Below are 21,636 nucleotides of genomic sequence, written 5' to 3'. Positions count from 1 at the left end.
GCGATCTTAGCTACTCGAAATCGAATCCGTAGTCACGACCTTTCTCGGTAGCCTTAACTCCCGACTTTATCCACTTCGGTGCAGGATCACCTTTCAGATAATGATCGAAGAATTGTTGCAGACGGATAGATAAGTCTTTTCGATTGCGACGTTGTCTCAAATTATGAGCCTCTTTGTTATACTGCAACAACCAAACAGGCTTATTGAGACGGCGCAAGCCCATAAACATTTCTATCCCCTGATACCAAGGCACAGCTCCATCGTTATCGTTATGCATAATCAGCAACGGAGTTTCTACTTTAGGCAGGAAGAATACGGGAGAGTTCTCGGTATAAAGATCAGGACGTTCCCACATCGTAAAGCCGATACGCGACTGACCTTGTTCGTACTGATATTGACGGCTCATCCCCGATTCCCAACGAATTCCACCATAAGCACTAAACATATTCGACACCGGAGCTCCTGCACCTGCCGCTTTGAACATATTGGTACGAGTAATCAGATATGCTACCTGATAACCTCCCCAACTTTGTCCTTGTATTGCCATATTATCTCTATCTACCCAAGAATTTTCAGCTAACTTTTCGGCTCCCGACACAATCGTATTGTATGCGCTTTCGCCCGGATGCCCATCCGTATAAAGAATATCCGGTGTAAAGACGATATAACCTCGGCTACAGAAAAACGGAATATTGATGATCGAAGCACTTGGTGCAGGCGACATATAATAATGCATACGATCGGTTACCTGTTCGTAGAAATAGATCATCACGGGATATTTCTTCTGCGGATCGAAATTTTCGGGTTTATAGACTACACCTTCGGTCTGTTTACCGTCGAAAGTAGTCCAAGACATCAATTCGGCAGTACCCCAGTTATAATCTTTCATCTGCGGATTGATGTCCGATATTTTAGTTTCTTTTTTCCAATTATTAGCCGTTACATACAAGTCGTTCGATGTATTGAAATTTCCTTTCGAATACAAATACACATCGGCATTCTTAGCTTTGGCAAAAGCTTTCTTATCGAATCCAAATTTATCGACAAGCAGGATATTTGTTTTTTTATTCACAATTTGTGCATAACCATTTCCTTTCGTCTTGTTATCGAAGACTGTCAATAAGATTTTCTCTTTGTTCGTTACGAAACGACTTTCAGGATCAGTCTTCACATAGCGCAACATCAAGTCTTTCTGACGACCAATACCATTGGTCAGATTTTCGGGCTTCTTATTGCCATCGAGATACAATTTCCATAAGTCGTGCGCATCATAAACTATGATAGCCTCATCGTTTTCTACCCAAGCCGCTACGCCATAAGGATAAGGAACGCTAGGTGTATCGTGTTTTTCGTTCCAAAAATTCACTCCTAGACCTTCAGTCAGGCACAATTCTTTGCCGGTAGCTAAATTGTAGCTGTAATAGTTGCGATCGGCCATATCGTACCAAGCAAGATATCCTCCTTTTGGCGAATAGCTAAGCATCGATGATAGTTTGGTTTTGATCTTTTTATTCGTATTATTCTGTAAATCGAACACCCAGATATCACGTGAAGCACGAGAGAGAACATCCCATTGAGTTTCTTTCAGATACGGAAGATTTGAAATTCCGATAGCATAACGGCCTTCGCTTTCGTCCAAGATATCAACCTGAGGAATTTCTTCGGTAGCTAACTGAAAATATTTTCCGTTCGACAGATCAACATACCCCAGATAACTTTTCTCTAATGTTTTTTTCAATTTCACCAATTGTTGAGGCTGAATTTCGGGTTCGTCCCAATGCCAAATATCGAGCGTAGCTTTTTCGAAATCGGGAATTGTTGTGTCTTTTGGCTGACGTACAGGTGCAGTACCCAACATCAAACGATTCTCTTTTTTACTGAAATAGGGTTTAAAATACTCGCTCACCGACCATTTTTCAGGTATACCTGCCGTATTATGGCGAACAATAATTCGGGCTGTATCTCCGACCGCTTGTTTATCGCTATAATGATAAAGCACATAGTCTTTTATTTCTTTTTTCAGACTGTCTGCCGTCGCCAAGAAGCTCACGTTAGCTCCCGATTCGGAAATTTCGAGATGCTTATAGATCGTATTACCTTGCGACAATACCTTGCGACTATTGTTTACCAAATCGAAAAGTGTGATATTATTCCTGCTCAACGAATCTTTTGGCTGAGCTGCAATATTGGCAACCAGCATCTTTCCATCCACATCGAAAGCGTAATTTAACACATTCTTCACCGAATCTTCTTTGGCTGTCGTCAACTGACGGATAATCATCTGATAAGGCTTCGGTTTGTCTTTTACAATTTTCAATGTATCGTTTATGCGATAAGCTAAGAAATCGGACTGATCTTTACCCAACTTATAATCTTTTACATTCGGGATCGTAATTTTGCTAAAATCGGTCAAAGAGATTATAACCAACGAGTCTTTTGGCATTTTTTCTTCTTTCACTTTCTTTATTTTCGCCTGACGAATATCTTTATGTGATGCCCTCACTAACGATACGACGTGTTTCTGATCGGGTGCCATCGTAAACTCATATGCACGCGAAACGATCAATTCGGTATTACTTTTCAAATTGCGGATTAATAGATAATCATCTCCCTCCTGCTCGCGGACAATGCTCATTGCATACTGCCCATTGTCAGAAATAGCTACTTTACCGACACTCTTCCAAGTGTCATACACATCGTGATCTAATGGCTTCTTCTGCGAATAAACGAAAGAGATGCCTATCGAAAGAAAAAGAATTACTAGAATGCTGATTTTCCTCATGGTCTAAATATTCTGATTTAATATTATATCGAACAAAAATAAAGATTAAGAACCGTATGTTAAAATATTAAACATATAAAGATCATCCATATTCTACCAAAAGACGAAAACAAAATTACTTTTTGATAGTTTGACAATAAATATTGACTAATTTTACAGCTGAATTTAATAAACTATAAAAGGTATGAGACTCAAAGGGTATCTTTTAGCTATTCTATCATCGGCATCGTACGGTACAATTCCGTTATTTGCCTTACCCCTCAAGGCGATGGGAGTTTCGGTAGACACCACTTTAACTTACCGTTTCTTGACTTCAGCCCTATTTATAGGATTATACCTTGCCTTTCGGAAAGAAAACTTCAAGGTCAGTTTTCGCGAAAGTATTCCCCTACTCTTACTCGGGGCTTTGTTTGCTTCGTCAGCCTTTTTTCTTTTCACGGCCTTCGAATACATGCCGGCCGGAATTGCAGCAACCATACTTTTCCTTTATCCGGTATTTGTTGCCTTGATCATGACTTTCATCTACAAAGAGAAAGCATCATGGGTCATGTGGTTATCGATAGCCCTTTCATTGATTGGCGTCTACCTTCTCAATGGTGGTAGCACCGAATCCAACATACCACTCATTGGATTTATATTTGCTGTTGGTTCGGCCGTAACCTACGCTCTATACATGATTGTAATAAACAAATCGGCCGTAAGTACAATGTCGGGACCAAAGCTTACATTTTATGCCATGTTATCGGCCGGATTGATTTTCTTTGTGAAATCTTTAGCTCAAGGCAGCTTGCAAACAATGCCAAATACCGAAGCGTGGATCAATGTAGGAATGCTAGCTATGCTATCAACCGTAGTTTCGTGCATCGCAATGGTTTACGCAGTACAGTATGTAGGATCTACAATCACAGCCGTACTTGGTGCGCTTGAACCTGTTGTGGCGGTTGTCATAGGTGTCGGTCTGTTCAACGAGCCACTAACAACTGGTCTTATGGTTGGAATTACACTCATATTAATAGCAGTAACACTTATCGTTCTATCCGGACGGATAGTCAACGAGGCGCACAATGCACGTGTGTATATTACTGCACGAATATTCAGTCGAAATAGGCGTCAAAACCGCAAAAAATAGATTTCTAATTCGGACAATGAGTATTTAGTCGAATTTTACCGATTTATATTTCTTGAACCCCAATTTACCTAAAATCAACCTTTTATAGTATCTCCTTTTTTTACTTCCTGGTTGATTTCCCCATGTGATAGGAACATCTTTCCAAGGCGACATCGCTTTGTATTTCAAGAATGTATCCTTCAGCGGATGCACGCATCCTTTCAGCCAAGGCTTCATTGATGTTGTATAGTGTATGATAGCAATATCATGCAGTGCGGCATCTATTTCTTTTTGGAATGCATCCAACACTCGGAATTTATTAGTAAAGAATGTAAGATGCACATTATAACGGAAAGGCAAGAAACCAATGGAATCGGGCAAAGCCCCATTCAGTGTATCTTGGTCAGCATAATGAATCGATTCATAATTATCACGTATGTATGCAATTAGTTTGTCCAGCACATTATGCTCGCGCCAGTATTTCAGGTTCATCAGCATAACACCTGAATTGATATAAGTATATGATTTCAATGGATCGAACTTTCTTGCCAAGTAGTCAGCTTCTGTATATTCGTTCGAATCGATAACTCCGGCAACAGAATAATTATCGATATTGATACTCCACAAATCGGACAAATCGTCTACAACTACCAAATCGCAATCCAGATAAAGAACTTTCTCTATCTCTTGCGGTAGAATATCGAATAGGAAAAGTCGAATATATGCCGAAACGTTGATATGAAGCGGCGTTGGTGGCAATGGGTATTTATTGAGTTCTTCGTCGGATATGTTATAGAATTTTATCTGAGCATTGTACTTATCCGATATTCCTTTCAGCACAGCCTTATTTTCGTCAGAAATTCCTTTGCCGACTATGTGAGTTACAATATCGGCATTCTTATTGTTTTCGAGCATAGAAATCATTGCTATACCGCAATGCATCACATAATTATCATCCGAACAAAAAACTACATCCATATTTTTAACTATTTTATTCTGTGAATAAACTTTTTGCCGCAGGCCTCGATAACCCTTGAAAAAGTTTTCTGAATTCTTTAATATATTAACTGTGATCTTAGGCTGGTTTCAATGATCTGTATTTCTTAAATCCAAGCTTACTCAAGATCAATCTCTTATAATATTTTCTTTTTTTACTTGCTGATAAATTACCCCATGTGATAGGCTGATCTTTCCAAGGCGATAGTGCTTTGTATTTCAGAAATTCGTCTCTCAGCGGATGCACACAGCCTTTGTTCCAAGGCTTCATAGCGGTAGTAAAGTGAATGATAGCCGGATCTTTTAATCCTTCATCCATATATCCGCGAAAAAGTTCCAGAATTTTGAATCTATCCCAAAAGAAAAACAGATGAATATTATAACGCCCAGGCAATCTGTATATCGCATCAGGAAGTGCTCCATTCAATATATCCTGATCGGCATATTTGATCAGGGCTGAGTTTTCGTCAACATAAGTCATCAGCTTATCTAATGTATTATTTTCTCTCCAATACTTCAGATTCATCAACAATACTCCGGCATTGACGTATGTATGCGATTTCATCGGATCTGCATAAGGCGATTTCAGATAAGCTTCTTCCGTGCGCTCGCTCGAATCGACAACGCCCGCTATTGCATAATTATCTATATTGGTATTCCACATATCTGCCAAATCGTTGACAACGACTAAGTCGCAATCGAGATAAATAATTTTTTCAATACTGATCGGTAAAATATCGAATAAGAAAAGTCGGATATATGTAGATACATTGATATGCGGTGCCGTAGCCGGTAAATTATATTTACTCAACTGTTCATCGGTAATATTATAAAATTGGATTGTAGCTCGTTGGTATTTTCCCACAATATCTCCGATCTGTTTCTTACTTTCGGATGTCAATTCTTTTCCGACTACATGAACAGCTACATCATTGTTCTTATTATTTTCGAGTAATGAAATTATAGCAATGCCACAAGGCATTAGATAATTATTATCGGTACAAAAAACTACATCCATATTTTATATTATTATGATAGGTCAACTCGTTTTTCTTATTATTCAACTTGGTTCTTTGTATTGTGTAACAAACCTACTTCTTTTTTATCACACTACAATAGACTGATCGTATATTTTATGCTTGATATTGGCTTAGAGTATAGATTTCACCTCCGACAGATGCTCAATGGTGTAAGTTGGACTGAAATCTGCAGCCTCTTGTTTTTTCGGATTATACCAGATTTGCTCAATATGGGCATTGTGTGCCCCTACGATATCTGACGAATAGTTGTCGCCAAGCATAATCACTTCCGATTTTCCGGCATTCAGTTTACGAAGTGCATAATCGAAAATTCCGACTTGTGGCTTATTGATCCCCACTACATCCGAAAGGACAACCTCGTCGAAGTACCCCTCCAGACCAGCACTTTTGATCTTGACATATTGCATCTCGGAAAAGCCGTTCGACAGAACACACAAACGATATTTAGATTTCAGATAATCCAACAGATCGACAGCTCCATCTATCAACGACGATTTCAGAACAATACGTCCCAGAAAATCCTGATTCATAACCTGAGCACGCTCGTCCGAGATATCAGCCACTTCGCGAAAAACTCCGACAAAGCGTTCATCCATTAACTGCTGCTTCGATATTTCCTGTTTTTCGTAAGCTTTCCAAAGACGAATATTATTCGGGCGATAATGATTTACAAAAAACTCATCAAAAGATGCAAAGTATTCGCTCAGATTATAATCGTCATATATCTCACGAATTGTCACCTCGGTATTTCCTATTGTATCGATCAGTGTATCGTCCAAATCTATTAATACGGTATTGTATTTCATCGTTATGCTTACTTCTTTTTTCTGACTACAAAGATACGAAATTATAGTTTATTATTTTCTGATATAAGCATGTCAGCTACAAAAACACAAACAACTAATATACAAATCATTACAAACAGTAGCAACAGACTAGAAAAGAATATTAATAAAACAATAGATAGGTGAACGAAAGTTAAAATGATCATTTTTTTCATTTTATCATGCAGCAATTTCAACTTTTCACATCTTAGAAATGTAACCCGGAAATAAAGATTACAAAATAAACAAAGTATAAACTATTAAAACTTAAACTTATGAATTTCTTCAAAACAACAATTTTCGCAATTTCAGCAGTAGCATTAACACTAGGTTTCGCTTCATGTAGCGATGACGATGATGACAAAATACCTACTCCAAACATGAAAACAGTATGGACTGTTACGGATCATAGTTCAGAAATCGTATTAACAGATCAAGAGACAGAAAACCCTGAGCTGATTGAAGCTGTAGAAGCTGCAATAAACGAATCACCATCTATATTAAAATCTGTAACTTTCTTCACTGACGGAAAATACGAAGCAGAGTTCAATGGTGGTAAAGAAAGCGGTACATTCGAAGCAACTAAAGACAGCGTGAAACTAATTGTGAAAAGCACAATGGAAGCTGGCAATACTCTAAAAAACAGAGCTTATGGCTTTGAAGCTACAGGAGAAAACAAAATGGCTTTAACTGAAGATATCTCAAACGAATTCGCAGAGTTCGAAGGTGTTGAAAAAGTTCTAGTAACTTTCAATGCTGAAGGAGAGTCAACACTAGTTGCTGAACCATACAACTAAGACCCAAATACCTAAATACTATATTTCGAAGAGCCGATTCTGTTTTCAGAATCGGCTCTTCTTTTTATATTCCCTCAATATATTCGCCAGATTTAAATGCAAATATATAGCAGCTATTTACTACCTTTGCAGCAAAATTTTGACAACAAAAAACAATAGATATATAAAAAATGGCAAAAGAATTAAAAGAGCTTACCTCGCGTAGTGTAGACTACAGTCAGTGGTATCTGGATTTGGTTATGAAAGCCGACTTGGCCGAAAATTCGGCTGTCCGCGGATGTATGGTTATCAAACCATACGGTTATGCAATCTGGGAGAAAATGCAACGTCAGTTGGACGACATGTTCAAAGAAACTGGTCACGTTAATGCTTATTTCCCGCTATTTATTCCAAAATCATTCCTTAGCAAAGAAGCCGATCACGTAGAAGGTTTCGCTAAAGAATGTGCTGTGGTAACACACTATCGTCTAAAGAATGATCCTAACGGAAAAGGCGTGATAGTTGACCCCGAAGCGAAATTGGAAGAAGAGCTAATTGTTCGCCCAACATCCGAAACAATCATCTGGAATACATACCGCAATTGGATTCAATCGTATCGCGACCTGCCAATCCTTTGCAACCAATGGGCTAACGTTGTTCGTTGGGAAATGCGTACGCGTCTTTTCCTTCGTACTGCCGAGTTCCTTTGGCAAGAAGGACACACAGCGCACGCTACCCGCGAAGAGGCTGAGGAAGAAGCACGCCGTATGCTGGAAGTTTATGCAACTTTTGCCGAAGAATATATGGCTATGCCAGTTCTACGTGGTGTGAAATCGGAATCGGAACGTTTTGCCGGAGCTGTTGACACTTATACTATTGAAGCAATGATGCAAGATGGTAAAGCGCTTCAGTCAGGAACATCTCACTTCTTGGGACAAAACTTTGCTAAAGCTTTCGATGTGAAATATGCTCACAAAGATGGTTCGATGGAATATGTTTGGGCTACATCATGGGGAGTTTCTACTCGTCTGATTGGTGCTCTTATCATGGCTCACTCAGACGACAACGGTCTAGTACTGCCTCCAAAGTTAGCTCCATACCAAGTGGTAATCGTTCCTATCTACAAAGGAGAAGAACAACTAGCTGCTATCAACGAGCGTGTTGACGGAATCGTCAAATCGTTGAAATCTCTTGGCATCAGCGTTAAATACGACAACTCAGATAACAAAAAACCGGGATGGAAATTCTCGGAATACGAGCTTAAAGGTGTTCCGGTACGTATGGCAATCGGTGCTCGCGACATGGAAAACGGAACGGTTGAGATTGCTCGCCGTGACACATTAACAAAAGAAACTGTTTCGATGGATGGTATTGATATGTATATCAAAAATCTATTGGACGATATCCAAGCAAATATTTACAAAAAAGCGCTTGATTTCCGCGAATCAACAACTACAACTGTTGATACTTACGATGAGTTCAAGGAACAAATCGAAAAAGGCGGATTTGTTATGGCTCACTGGGATGGAACTCCTGAGACTGAAGAAAAGATTAAAGCTGAAACCAAAGCAACTATCCGTTGTATTCCTCTTCAAGGAGACAAAACTCCGGGAGTGTGTATGGTTACCGGTAAGCCATCGGCTCAGCGCGTAGCATTTGCAAGAGCATATTAATACGCTTAATAATATTATAAGAAAAGAGTGTCAGCAATGGCACTCTTTTTTTTGTTTTTAGGTAGCCACTATTACCCGAAATCGGGAAATTTTGTCTATTTTTAAAAAATAAGGAATATTAACACATTCAACCCTAACCCATTGTTATATGAAAAACAGACTTTTAAGATTCTTCACATGCTTGTCACTCGTATTGATAGCAAGCACATTGAGCGCTCAATATCAACGTACAATCAAAGGTACAGTACTAGAAAGAGATACAAATGAGCCGGTCATCGGAGCATCAGTTATGATTAAAGATACCAATATTGGAACAGCAACTGATATTGACGGAGAATTTTCGATAACACTAACCAGCCCTACACACAAAACATTGATTATTTCGCTGATTGGGATGAAAAAAGTTGAGTTCGATATTACCCCCGAAAACAACATAACCATCTACATGGAAGAGGAAAATATGATATTAGAAGAAGTGGTAGTTACGGGTTTCGGTGCATCTGCAAAAAAGTCTGTCACAGGCTCTTCTAGGTTATATGGAGCTGCACGCTCCATGACTTCAAAAACAGAGGGCGAAAAAAGTAAAGTTGCTGGAACATGGAAACGATCGGGCATGAAAGACAACTCAATCCGCCTAGAAGTTGGAGACAACGATTTTATTCCGCTAGAAGCGGCACAAATGACAATACAAATTGATGGCTTCAGGGTTCGCGTATTGCTCGATTGCTTTTTCTACAACGACAAAGGATCGGGGCTCGAAGGTATGTTCAAACTGAAATTACCGACCGAAGCTACGCCTTATTACATGGCTTTCGGTAGAACCAGCTATATCAATAAAGACAAAGATGATAAAGAACAATCGAAACTTATACCTTTCGCCTCCCCTCAGTTGAAAAACTTCAACATGAATTATCAGAGTGTTATAAACAAGCATGATGCATATTGGAGGAATGTGAAAGAAGCCCGTATCGTATCGAAACAAAAGGCAGCTAAAGCTTACGAACAGATTGTCGGCGAAAAAGTAGACCCTGCATTGATGGAATGGAGTGGCGCCGACATGTTTACGTGCAAAGTCTACCCTCTGGAAGACAAAACACTGCATCGTGTTGCAATAGGTTATGATATGAATATGGTCGAAGCCTTAGATTTCAGAGAATATATACTGGATCTTCCAACAGCCGAAAAAGATCTGAGAGTAGATATCGTAGCACACAATACAAGTGAACTGCCCATCGATATATCTCCAATAATGGATATCAAAGAAAAGTCGACTGACAGAATTCACTATTCAGTCCTGAATCCGAAAGAAAAGACATTTACCATTCGCTACAATAGCACTGAGCCTGTATTGCTAGTTCAGGACGAGCTTAGATATAATTCAGCCTTGGAAGAAAAATTGGACATCCCTTACTTCGCTCTAAACTACAAAGTTTCTTTACCTGAAGTACCGCAAGAAAATATACCCGAAGATGCAATCTTTGTTCTTGATGCGTCGATCAGTTCTAATCCTGACAAGTTCAATGTCTGGTTAAAACTGATTGATGAAGTTTTGGATAAAAACCGTGATATTATCAAACGCTTTGCTGTTGTTTCGTTCAGCATCGACGAAAAATGGTACGCCAACTATTATCAAAAAAACAACTTTTACAACAAAGAACGATTCCTCGAGTATGCCAGTACTCTATCACTCGAAGGAGCTACCGATCTGGCTTTGGCATTACAGAAAGCATCGCATCCTAGCTGGCTAAAAAATGGCAAAAACCGAGCAAAACATATCTTCTTGATGAGTGACGGCGATTGCAATTGGGGCGAAACGAATATGTACAAATTTGCTTCGATGCTGTATCCGGGCGACAGAGTACACACCTACAAGACGGGATTGTCGGGAACGAATACGGCTGTATTGAATTATATCAGCAGGCAAACTAATGGCTATGCATTTACCGTTACGGGCGAAGAAGAAGCCGAGCTGACAGCAAAATCATTCAGATACAAACCTTGGAATATTGTAGATATCAAGGTAGAGGATGTTGAAGATTTTCTCATCTCGGGTAATCCAACGCAGCTGTATAATGGTCAAAAACTGATATTCGCCGGACGACAGATTCCTGAAGGAAATATTGACATTACGGTCAGCAATGGCGAGGAAACTAAAAAGCTATCTTATACAGTTAAAGACAAAATAGAATCGACACTTGTTTCGCGAATTTATGGGCAGATTGCCTCATCATATCTCGACAATATGGGATTTATGGCCGAAGAAGCTGCCGTAAACTACTCGACCTATTACCGAGTGCCTGGTGTATACACTTCGTTGCTGATGCTGGAATCGGATTGGGATTACGAACGTTTCGGCATAGAAGATGATGATGCAGAAGATTACGTTGAAGAAAACTTCGTTTCGACACTCATGAAAGACTTTGAAGAAAAGAGTTCAACATCCGTAGCATCTAATGCCAAAGCCGATTTCATTGCATGGATAGAACGTTTGGATGACGATGGACCGAACGTAGACATATCAGAAGAGTTCAGAGAATACCTGAACGATATACCTGAAAATAATTTTTCTGTAAATCGTGAGAATAGAAGATTCGGCGTATACTTTGCGAGCGAACAATCTGATCAGGAGAAAGAACTTCTGGAAGATACCGATATCCGTTTCGACCGCTTGCTGCCAATGGCCAAAAGCCGCGCCAGATCGAGAGGGAAAGCCAGCGCACTACGTTTGCTCAGTTCGGTAGTAGAACGCAACCCGTCCGACATTCAGGCTATACGTGATGTAGCCCAAACGACATTGGACTGGGGCATGGGCGATCATGCTTATTACATGATGAAGCGTATTATAGATTGGAGGCAAGAAGACGGCCTTGCCTATCTGACTGCAGCCGAAGCTCTGAGTAAAACGAATAACAACATCGATTTGACTTTAATATTCTATTACTTGACAATTACTACAGACTGGGATAGTAGTTACGGAAACATCAAAGATGTAGCCGCAATACAATTCCGAAAATATGCGAGACAATTAAAAAAATTACCGATAGATAATCTCTCGAATTATGCACAAAAATTCATTTTATATCTGGAGGAGGTAGCAGAAGATACACTAGAGAGCAACGACTTTGACGAATCGGACGAAGCAGACATACTAATAGTTGTAAGCTGGAATATACCTGACACCGATATTGATTTACATATACTGGAACCTTCGGGCGAAACATGTTATTATAGTAATAAGAATACATCAATCGGAGGTCATTTATCTAAGGATGTAACAGATGGATATGGCCCAGAAATGTATATTTTACGCGATGCTACTCCAGGTAAGTATAAGGTAAAACTGAATTATTATTCTTCGAGTAGAACACAAACTGCATCTCGTCCTAAATCATATGTTACGGTCTATCGCAATTGGGGACGACCAAATGAGAAAGTTAGCAGGAAGGTTGTACAACTCAGCAGATACAACGACAGATATGATTCGGATGATGACGATGAAGAGGAAAGAGATAAAATAGTCTTAGAATTTACAGTTAAGTAATCCGATATTGGTGAATCTATGGAAATTATAGCAGAATTCTTTTTATATTTTATTTGCAACATTCTCGGAGCATTTACAAGATATTCTTTCTTTCGTTTGATCGGAAGAAAGGATATAGCAAAAAGAATATTAGACAATGGGGATACAAATGAACTTCCCGATATGATTGTTGGGATAGCTATGCTTGCAGCATTGATATATCTTGGATATAAGATTATATCTTCATTTTAGTATCGAATTGCAGCATAATATAAAAGGTCATCCAATAAGGATGACCTTTTATATTATATAGATATCAGAAATCAATTACCAAGCTTCGTTCTGAATATTACCTAATACATCCGAACCTCCACCTGATATCAGCTTATAATACATCGTACCATTATTAATAGGACAATCTAGTAAATTCACTCCGTTACCGGTAACTCTAACACCGAAATTGAGTATATCTCGGCTATCTCCACCAAAATAATCTGCAATCGTAATAACTAGTTGAGGCTCATTTGCTCCTGTTATTGGAACAAATCTGTCATCTATAAATTGAGGATCAGAATATCTGATTTGTTTCTTATACCATTGTATTTGTATATCCATCGCATCCAGTTCTGCTTTTGTATAACCCTCCAGTTCTTTGATTGAAATTGTATATTGTGGCTGATTCCATCCTGCAAACTTAGTAAAGTCTGGAACCCTATTGTATTTTTCTGATTCTTCAGGACATTGAATTGTATATACATCCAATACCACTTCGTCAGTTGCCGTTGACGGACAGTCGTTCGAAACAGTCAATTTCAACTTCGAATCTTTATGATTGCTATTCATTACAGCACTAAAATAATTGTCAGTATAGACATATGTTTGTCCACCATATGTCCATTCCCAACGATATTCGATCGGGCTTGTAGGCTCATCTTGCACATCTGCATAAAACCAAACTTCTTTGCCTGATGCAAACCTAAAATCAGCACGTTCGTAATTATTCTTGATCACAACATTAGTTATACTTTGGCACACAGAAGTTACTGTAATCGTATAATCACGGGAAGTAATTTCGGAGCATTCGTTATATGCCTTTACCGAAATCTGTTTCCCATCATGACTCATAGTCAAAGGCAACGATAAGCTAGATTCTGAATTACGCGTTTGAACTTTCACACCATCCAAATACCACTCATATTCCAGGTTAGGATCTTGAAGATCGAGCGGATTTCTGACCATTGCTTCAAAAACAGCAGTTTCGCCACTATTGAAATTCAACGATGGATTGGTTATAACTACTTCTTTCAGTTGGAAACAGCAAGGCTGGTTCAGACGTTTCCAAGCACTACTGGTCCAGACATATACACCACGGCATAATTGAGCTGCATAATCGTCTGTCATATTAAAAACCATCAAACCCGAATGGAGTGACAATATAGAGCTACCAGCTGTGTCTGCATCCAATATGGGATTTATACTGTTAATGTTTTGAAGCGCAACACGTGGAAGTAGCAACCCTCGTGTAGAATTCTGCCCCAGATTAGCATTTTCCTTCAGATCGAGCAATGCTCCGGCATTGGGTTCCTTACCTGTCCCGATTGTCACTTGTGCCAAGAGGCTTGTACCACTTAAAACAAGAAAGAATATTAATAAAAATGATCTGAACGATACTTTCTTACGTAGATAATGTGTAGCCATATCTTCTATATATGTATTAACAACTGAAAAGCTTCAATTAAAAGTATTTAGTTTCTAACAATTATACTCATGTCAAGGATTTACTTTTCAAAGTTAGGTCTACTCAAGCATAATATAAAATTAATTACACTTATAGTCCAATCCTCCATATTTATCGATTACAAACCTAAGTATTTTACCTAAACAGCAAGAGTCTTCATTTAATTTTACAAAGTAAACAAAAATGAATATATAGCCCTTAAAATTATCTATTTATTTGCTGTGGATTGTGGCGCAACAAACGTTCTTTTGCCATCTGCTCGTATTCAGTTCCCGGACGACCGTAGTTACAAAATGGATAAATGCTAATTCCACCACGTGGTGTAAACACTCCTACAACTTCTATGTATCGAGGATCCATTAGTTTGATGAGGTCTTTCATGATGATGTTTACACAATCCTCGTGAAATGCTCCATGATTACGAAAACTAAATAAATAAAGCTTCAATGCCTTACTTTCAACCATTTTCACATCGGGAATATAATTTAAATAGATAGTTGCAAAGTCTGGTTGTCCAGTTATTGGGCATAAACTCGTAAATTCCGGGCAATTGAATGTTACCCAATAATCATTATCCTGATGTTTATTGACGAATGCTTCTAGAACTTCAGGTGCGTAATCGTCTTTATATACTGTTGCTCCGCCAAGGTGGCTGAGTCCTTCTATTTTTTCGCTCATTTTCTAATACTTAAATATGTTTCTAATCCATGTTTACGCAATTTACATGATGGACAATGTCCACATCCATCGGCAATAATACCGTTATAGCACGTAAGTGTTTCATTTCTCACAAGGTCGAATACACCTAAATCATCTGCCAATTGCCAAACTGCAGCTTTATCGCGCCACATAAGTGGCGTATGTATTCTGAAATGCTCATCCATAGCCAGGTTAATAGCTGCGTTTGCCGAAAGGACAAATGTATCGCGACAATCAGGATAGCCACTATAATCAGCTTCTGAGACTCCTGTTACGATATGATTGATTCCATGCGAACGGGCTATTACTGCAGCAAATGTCAGGAATAATAGATTTCGCCCCGGAACAAATGTGTTCGGATACGATCCTTCGGGTTGTTCCTGATCCATTACGACTTCGCTATTTGTTAATGAATTGACTGACAATTGACTGATAATTGATGCATCCAGTAGTTGGAATGGGACTCCTGCTTTTTCGGCAAGTGCCTGCGCTACTTCAATTTCTTTCGAATGTCGTTGTCCGTACGTAAAACATAGGGTACGTACTGCTCCAAAGTTTTTCAGAGCCCAATAGAGGCAAGTTGTAGAGTCTTGACCTCCTGAAAATAATACAAGTGCAGATTCTTCTTTATACATGATTCTTTGTTTTTTACGTGGTTATTCCTAAGCTACACGGAGAAGAGTTATTCTTTTCGACTGCAAATTTATTACTTTTTTTCGGACTTTAAGGCCTATTTATTTTTTCAGAGAAAATAATTATTATACTTTTGTATCACCAACGACTTCGTAGCTCAGTTGGTAGAGCAATTGACTCTTAATCAATGGGTCGAGGGTTCGAGCCCCTCCGAGGTCACCTTGATTATCAAAGACTTACATGCAAATGTAGGTCTTTTTTATTTTTGATATATGCTGGTTTTATAGTGGTTTTAGAATTCAAAGTTAAACCAAGAGTTAAACCGAAAACTCACATGAATGCAACAGTTAATGTATTGTTATTCAAATCAAAAACACTTGCAGATGGTTCGCATCCTTTAATGATTCGTATCTGCAAAGACAACAAAAAGAAGTATAAAAGCTTAGGAGTATCAATTTTCCCCCAATATTGGGACTTCGATAAGAACAAACCACGAAGGAATTGTCCCAATAAAGATTTCATCAATAATTTGATTTCCGATAAAATTAAAGAGTTCTCAGATCAAATAATTGAATTTAAATCTGAAAACAAAGACTTTACAGCAACTAAATTGGTTGAGAAAGTTATTACTCAAAATAATAAAGAAACTGTAGGAGAATTTCTAGATGCTGAAATAGAACGTTTACAAGCAGAAAGAAGATACGGATATGCAAACACCTATATATTCCTTAAAGCTTCACTTGTTGACTTTAACAAGCATTTGGATATCTATTTTTCGGAAATTGATGTTGCATGGCTAAGACAATTTGAGACATTTCTTAGAGCAAAGGATTTAAAGCAAAATTCAATCGGAGTTAAATTTCGGACTCTAAGGACATTGTATAATAGAGCAATAAGCGAAAATCTAGTTAAAGCTGAATACTATCCTTTTAAAACGTTCAAAGTATCTAAACTCAAAGAAACCACACTCAAACGGTCTATCAACAAAGCTGAAATTGAATTAATAATCAATCACAAAGCAACTGATTATTACACACAGTTATCTATTGATCTATTTTACTTTTCTTATTTATCTGGAGGGATTAATTTCGTAGATATGTCATATCTTACAAAAGATAATATCATTGATAACAGATTAATTTATACAAGAAGAAAAACAAAAAAACTAATTAAACTCCCAATTCAAGACCGAGCAATGGAGATTATTGAACGTTATAATTCAAACAGCAAATACCTATTCCCTATTCTATCCGACTTTCATAAATCTGATCAACAGAAGGCTAACCGAATTCATAAAGTCATAGGAAATGTGAATAGATATCTAAAACGAATAGGAGAAGAATTAAACATACCTATTGATCTCACAACCTATGTCGCTCGCCATACCTATGCTACAGTATTAAAACGCTCTGGTGTGAATACTTCTATCATTTCAGAATCATTAGGTCATAGCTCTGAAAAGATTACTCAAATCTATTTAGACAGCTTTGAAAATAGTCAGATTGATGAAGCTATGAAGAATTTGTTATAAATTATCAACTGCAATTATGGAGAGGATATTTTTTGAGAAAAGTATATTTTATATACCTTCTTCAAATTTTATCCTCTTTATTAAAAAAGAATCAATATTTTTCATTTAACACTAATAGAAAACACTTGTTAATCTGGTAGTTTGTTATAAATCAGTTAAATTTATTTACCTTTGGACTAACTAATATAAAATAAAACACAACATTCTTTAATGAGCATTGATTGGGAAAAGAAAATACAAATAGATACAGATTGGGTTGCTCGCCAATTAATCTGTCATTTTAACGAAAAACAACATAAAATAACTATTAGAGGATATACTCCAAAAGCTAATGGTACATCATTTTCATGTGATTCTCTTATTGAAGAACTAGGATATATGATTGTAGATTATGTACACAGCGAACAAGCTAAAGAGGATGTGCTAAATACCTTATCTTTAAAAGTTGGAGAAAAGCAAGCTATAAAAAGAAAAGATATAGCATTATACCAAGAAGCTCAAGCTTTTTTTGGAAAAAAAGATCCTTCAACGGATGGCAAATATGGCGAACTTTTATTATTTGCTTTATGCGAAAGTGTCTTAAAGTGCAAGATGGTTGCACATAAAATAACTGGATTATCAAACGGAAAAGACCAAGTAAAAGGTGGTGATGGCATTTTTTTAGGTAACTACGAAGTTGAAAGAGACAACATACAACCAGCTAGATTTATAGGTGAATCTAAAATACAACAAGGACGTAGTGATGCATTTGATGAAGCCTTTAGCTCGTTAAATAGATTTCACGCACCAGAAGTGCAGGCTGTAGTAAATAAAATGGAATATATTGTAGCTAAAAACACAATATCAATTGATAATTCAGATACTGATTTTGATGAAATATATGAACGACTTACCCCCAACACTGATTCATTTAGAAATCAAGTTTTAGTACATCCTATTTTAATAATGTATAATACTGCTAAAATTGATGCTATAGAAAAGAAAGCTACAACCAATCAAAAAATAGAAGAACTTATCAAATATTTTTTAGAAAAAGAGAAAGTAGACTTAATAGATTTGATAAACAAAAAAATCAAATTTTATCCTTCGATAGGGAAAGTCTATGTTGACTTTTTTATATTTCCTTTCAATAATATAGATTTGTTTCGTAACGGAATGTATCAAAATATACATGGAGTAGAATATTCGAAATGATAATGGAACATTATAATAAATTATATAATCATCAAACGCTTAATTCTGTTATTAATCAACAAATAATAAAGATTTTAAGTCGTAAAATAAATATTCATAATGCGATTGAAACTAGCGATAGTGATTTAAGAAAAGCAATATGGATATCTTCTATTCTAGCAGGAAGTAATGATGAAACTCATCTAAAAAAAGTACAAGATTTTGCTATTTTGTTGTTCTTAAATAACAATAGTGATGTGTCAATTTTAAAAATTGTGTACATACTATTTTCTAGAATAGGTAATCTAACTGCAACTAATTTCTTAAAAGGATTACTATTAAGTGAAAGTGAGACGTTTGAGCAGTCCTCACACTTTAACGAAGATGTTATATTAACGAAAGAATTAATGGATAAGAGACTAGACAATTCTTTTTGCATTAATAACAAACCGTACTTATTAACAGATTTCCAGAAAAACTTATTAAAGTCTTTAGAAAAAGAAAGACATATATCAATTTCTGCTCCTACATCTTCAGGTAAATCTTTTATTTTAAAAAAATATATCGAAGATATAATTAATGATAATAATAAGTTTTGCGTATTATACATTGTTCCATCTAAAGCTTTGATTAACCAAGTTAGCGAAGAACTTAGATTAGAGTTGCCTGATGTTATAATTAAGAATGCCTTCTTAGACAAAAATGAAGAAGAAGAGAATCAGAAATTAATTTACGTTATAACACCAGAACGGACTATTAAAATAATAAACTCAAAACTTGGGATGCAACTGCCTGATTTGATATTTATTGACGAAATACAGAACGTAGAAGATGAGCAAGGAAGAGGTAATTTGTTCGAATATGTTTACGAAGAGTTAGCCAAAATCAAAAAAGAAAATATTAAAATTATTACAGCAGGTCCTTATATTTCAAATCCTGGAGAAATATATAACGAGCTTTTTAATAGAAAAAGTACAAATATATATACTCAACTATCGCCAGTATTTCAGTTAAAAATAATTTTAGATTTAGGCAAAGACGACATCTCTTTAAAATTATATGATAGTAAAAGCACAACATCTACATTAACAAACGTTATACAGATTCCTAACATTAAACAGATGTTTGACAAAAATATAGGTAGTGGTTTATCATCAATAATAAAAGTTTTATCTACCAATGATGATTGTAACTTAATTTATAGTTCCGATGGTAATTATGCAGAAAGATGGGCTTTAAAATATGCTGATACAATAGAGATAAAAGATAAACTAGAAACGGAATTAACAGATCTTATAAGATATATTAAAACAGAAATCCATGAACAGTATTATTTAATACCATGTTTAAAAAAGAGAGTCGCTTTTCATCATAGTTCATTACCTGAATTCGTTCGTAAAGAAGTTGAGTCGTTGTTTAAACAGGGTATAATTAATACTTTATTTTGCACATCAACATTACTTGAAGGAGTTAATCTTCCTGCTGACAACTTGTTTATCGTAAGAGCTAAAAAGAATAACAATCCACTTTCTGACTTTGAATTTGGCAATCTCATTGGACGTGCAGGGAGATTAAGTAATTCTTTGTACGGAACTATATACTGTTTAAGTCAAGATAACAAAACCGAATGGGCAGAACAATATTACAGTGCTAATTATACAAAAGAAGTAATACCTTTTAGCTCAAAAGTAATAAAAGAAATAACAGTTGACGATTTATCTGAAACAGAAGGGAGGAAAACAATACCAAAGATTAAAAATCTAATTACATCACTAAGAAACAGAGCATTAAATAGGGATAAAACCTTAAATACTTTTCTTGACAAGCAAAATATTGATAGTGAAAAAAAACAACAAATAATAGCTACTATAAACGATTCTGTTAAAGATGTTACTATTCCATATTCTATTATAAGGCAAAATCCAACAATTGACCCTTTATTACAAGACAAGCTTTATAAACGAATAAAAGAAGATGGCATAGCTCAATGGGTAATACATCCGAACTCAAATTTTCTAGAAACCTTTAATCGAGAAATGTCCGAAAAATTGATATATTCTCAAAAAAGTTTTTATTGGCAATTAGATTCTATTATAAATAGACTTGATGCTATGTACAATATAACATACGAGATATTAATAAAAGATAAAATCTCATTGAATACAAATGCTATTTGTATTAATGCAATAAAATGGTTAGAAAGTAAAAGTATAAAAGAACTTATATCAAATAGAATTCAGTACTTCTCTACAGAAGAAATGAAAACCAATAAAAATTGGATAGATACAAATAAAATAGAAGATATAAATAAGGCTATTAAAGATGTTATAAAAATAAACTCCAACGTTATTACTTTCTCTCTTTTAAAGTATCTAAAACTACTAACTGACATTTTGAATGAACTATTAAGTGAAGAAGAGAAAGAAGAGTATAAATTATCACTTGCACTACCAATTCAGTTAGAATTAGGCACTCAAGAACCGTTGATTATATCACTAATAACTAATGGAATACCTAGGACTATAGCTATAAAACTATTTAGGATATTCAAAAAAACTGATGAATGCAAGGCAGATACTGACGTGTTTGATTGGTTAAAAAAACAAACATATATCGATGGATTAGATCCGATATATAATAAGTTCTTAAAACAAAATAACTTTATTGATTCGTTGAAAATATAGCTAGGAATTTATATCCCATGCAAAAGTTTTATCTCCTTCGGATTTAATATGCTCCATCGTTTACAAATAAGAATTTTAATACTTTATTATAATGCTTAATTGTAATGAACAAAATCTACTCTACTAAACTATAATGGTATACTGTACTTAATTGTAGGTTATTAGATTTTAAATGATAAACAGAATACATTTCAACTAAAAAACTTTTGCCTCCAACTCGTTTACAAAGCTCTTTAATTTTGCCTATAATTGTTTTAGTATTGCTTAGAATTTCACTCAAACCATCCATTCCCTTGCCATGTATCTTAGTATAATACGGCTTCCCATCAATATGTATATAATAAATGAAAAGTATACCACAATGGATTTGAAAAGTATACCGGTAAGGAAGGATTTTCAAAGAACGTAAAAGAGTTATATGTTAGTCTCTCTTGCTAACATTTTTTCAGTTTCTTTAAC

General features: G+C 36.2%; 15 protein-coding genes and 1 tRNA gene. 9 read left to right on the top strand and 7 right to left on the bottom strand.

The annotated features are described in order from the left end of the window. Positions 1 to 10: 10 nt before the first annotated feature. Positions 11 to 2,782, bottom strand: coding sequence for an alpha/beta hydrolase family protein (locus C1A06_RS00080; RefSeq protein ID WP_101688182.1), 2,772 nt, complete (start codon positions 2,780 to 2,782; stop codon positions 11 to 13). Between the two features lie 184 nt (positions 2,783 to 2,966). On the opposite strand from C1A06_RS00080, the gene C1A06_RS00075 reads away from it, so the two are divergent. Further along, complete coding sequence (locus C1A06_RS00075) at positions 2,967 to 3,911, top strand: EamA family transporter (protein ID WP_101688181.1); 945 nt, start codon at positions 2,967 to 2,969, stop codon at positions 3,909 to 3,911. A 24-nt stretch (positions 3,912 to 3,935) separates the two neighbouring features. Here the strand turns inward: C1A06_RS00075 and C1A06_RS00070 are convergent, their stop codons facing one another. The 3 genes from C1A06_RS00070 to C1A06_RS00060 form a co-directional block, all read right to left on the bottom strand. Then, entirely contained in the window at positions 3,936 to 4,868 is a 933-nt protein-coding gene (locus tag C1A06_RS00070; protein WP_101688180.1) for a glycosyltransferase family 8 protein, read from the bottom strand. A 97-nt stretch (positions 4,869 to 4,965) separates the two neighbouring features. After that, positions 4,966 to 5,904 carry a glycosyltransferase family 8 protein gene (locus tag C1A06_RS00065; RefSeq protein WP_101688179.1) on the bottom strand — a complete coding sequence of 313 codons (939 nt, stop codon included), beginning with the start codon at positions 5,902 to 5,904 and terminating at the stop codon, positions 4,966 to 4,968. 132 nt (positions 5,905 to 6,036) lie between these two features. Next, positions 6,037 to 6,732, bottom strand: coding sequence for a YjjG family noncanonical pyrimidine nucleotidase (locus C1A06_RS00060; protein WP_245871971.1), 696 nt, complete (start codon positions 6,730 to 6,732; stop codon positions 6,037 to 6,039). A 293-nt stretch (positions 6,733 to 7,025) separates the two neighbouring features. Here C1A06_RS00060 and C1A06_RS00055 point away from each other — a divergent pair, with 293 nt between their 5' ends. From C1A06_RS00055 to C1A06_RS00040, 4 genes are all read left to right on the top strand, one after another. Next, on the top strand, positions 7,026 to 7,547 hold the full coding sequence (locus C1A06_RS00055) for a hypothetical protein (RefSeq protein WP_101688177.1): 522 nt from the start codon (positions 7,026 to 7,028) through the stop codon (positions 7,545 to 7,547). Between the two features lie 170 nt (positions 7,548 to 7,717). Beyond that, the gene (proS, locus tag C1A06_RS00050; protein ID WP_101688176.1) at positions 7,718 to 9,199 is read left to right on the top strand and encodes a proline--tRNA ligase; all 1,482 of its coding nucleotides are present in this window, start codon (positions 7,718 to 7,720) and stop codon (positions 9,197 to 9,199) included. A gap of 148 nt (positions 9,200 to 9,347) precedes the next feature. Further along, entirely contained in the window at positions 9,348 to 12,740 is a 3,393-nt protein-coding gene (locus tag C1A06_RS00045) for a DUF2135 domain-containing protein (protein WP_101688175.1), read from the top strand. An 18-nt stretch (positions 12,741 to 12,758) separates the two neighbouring features. Beyond that, entirely contained in the window at positions 12,759 to 12,971 is a 213-nt protein-coding gene (locus tag C1A06_RS00040; RefSeq protein ID WP_101688174.1) for a hypothetical protein, read from the top strand. Positions 12,972 to 13,046: 75 nt separating this feature from the next. Here the strand turns inward: C1A06_RS00040 and C1A06_RS00035 are convergent, their stop codons facing one another. From C1A06_RS00035 to queC, 3 genes are all read right to left on the bottom strand, one after another. Continuing rightward, on the bottom strand, positions 13,047 to 14,417 hold the full coding sequence (locus C1A06_RS00035; RefSeq protein WP_101688173.1) for a phage tail-like protein: 1,371 nt from the start codon (positions 14,415 to 14,417) through the stop codon (positions 13,047 to 13,049). 244 nt (positions 14,418 to 14,661) lie between these two features. Then, entirely contained in the window at positions 14,662 to 15,135 is a 474-nt protein-coding gene (gene queF, locus C1A06_RS00030; protein WP_101688172.1) for a preQ(1) synthase, read from the bottom strand. Then, positions 15,132 to 15,791, bottom strand: coding sequence for a 7-cyano-7-deazaguanine synthase QueC (gene queC / locus C1A06_RS00025; protein ID WP_101688171.1), 660 nt, complete (start codon positions 15,789 to 15,791; stop codon positions 15,132 to 15,134). Before queC ends, queF begins: the two co-directional genes overlap by 4 nt. Before the next feature lie 144 nt (positions 15,792 to 15,935). On the opposite strand from queC, the gene C1A06_RS00020 reads away from it, so the two are divergent. From C1A06_RS00020 to C1A06_RS00005, 4 genes are all read left to right on the top strand, one after another. Then, positions 15,936 to 16,008: transfer RNA gene (locus C1A06_RS00020), tRNA-Lys, on the top strand. A gap of 115 nt (positions 16,009 to 16,123) precedes the next feature. Then, positions 16,124 to 17,320 carry a site-specific integrase gene (locus tag C1A06_RS00015; RefSeq protein ID WP_101688562.1) on the top strand — a complete coding sequence of 399 codons (1,197 nt, stop codon included), beginning with the start codon at positions 16,124 to 16,126 and terminating at the stop codon, positions 17,318 to 17,320. Between the two features lie 210 nt (positions 17,321 to 17,530). Next, positions 17,531 to 18,514, top strand: a complete 984-nt coding sequence (locus C1A06_RS00010; RefSeq protein ID WP_101688170.1) for a Hachiman antiphage defense system protein HamA — start codon at positions 17,531 to 17,533, stop codon at positions 18,512 to 18,514. A 2-nt stretch (positions 18,515 to 18,516) separates the two neighbouring features. Beyond that, entirely contained in the window at positions 18,517 to 21,177 is a 2,661-nt protein-coding gene (locus C1A06_RS00005; RefSeq protein ID WP_159461360.1) for a DEAD/DEAH box helicase, read from the top strand. Positions 21,178 to 21,636 lie beyond the last annotated feature (459 nt).

This window comes from Dysgonomonas massiliensis (assembly GCF_900240225.1).
In the GTDB taxonomy this organism is placed as follows: domain Bacteria; phylum Bacteroidota; class Bacteroidia; order Bacteroidales; family Dysgonomonadaceae; genus Dysgonomonas; species Dysgonomonas massiliensis.
Note: the sequence above shows the minus strand (reverse complement) of the source record. Positions and strands in the feature narration are given on the sequence as shown.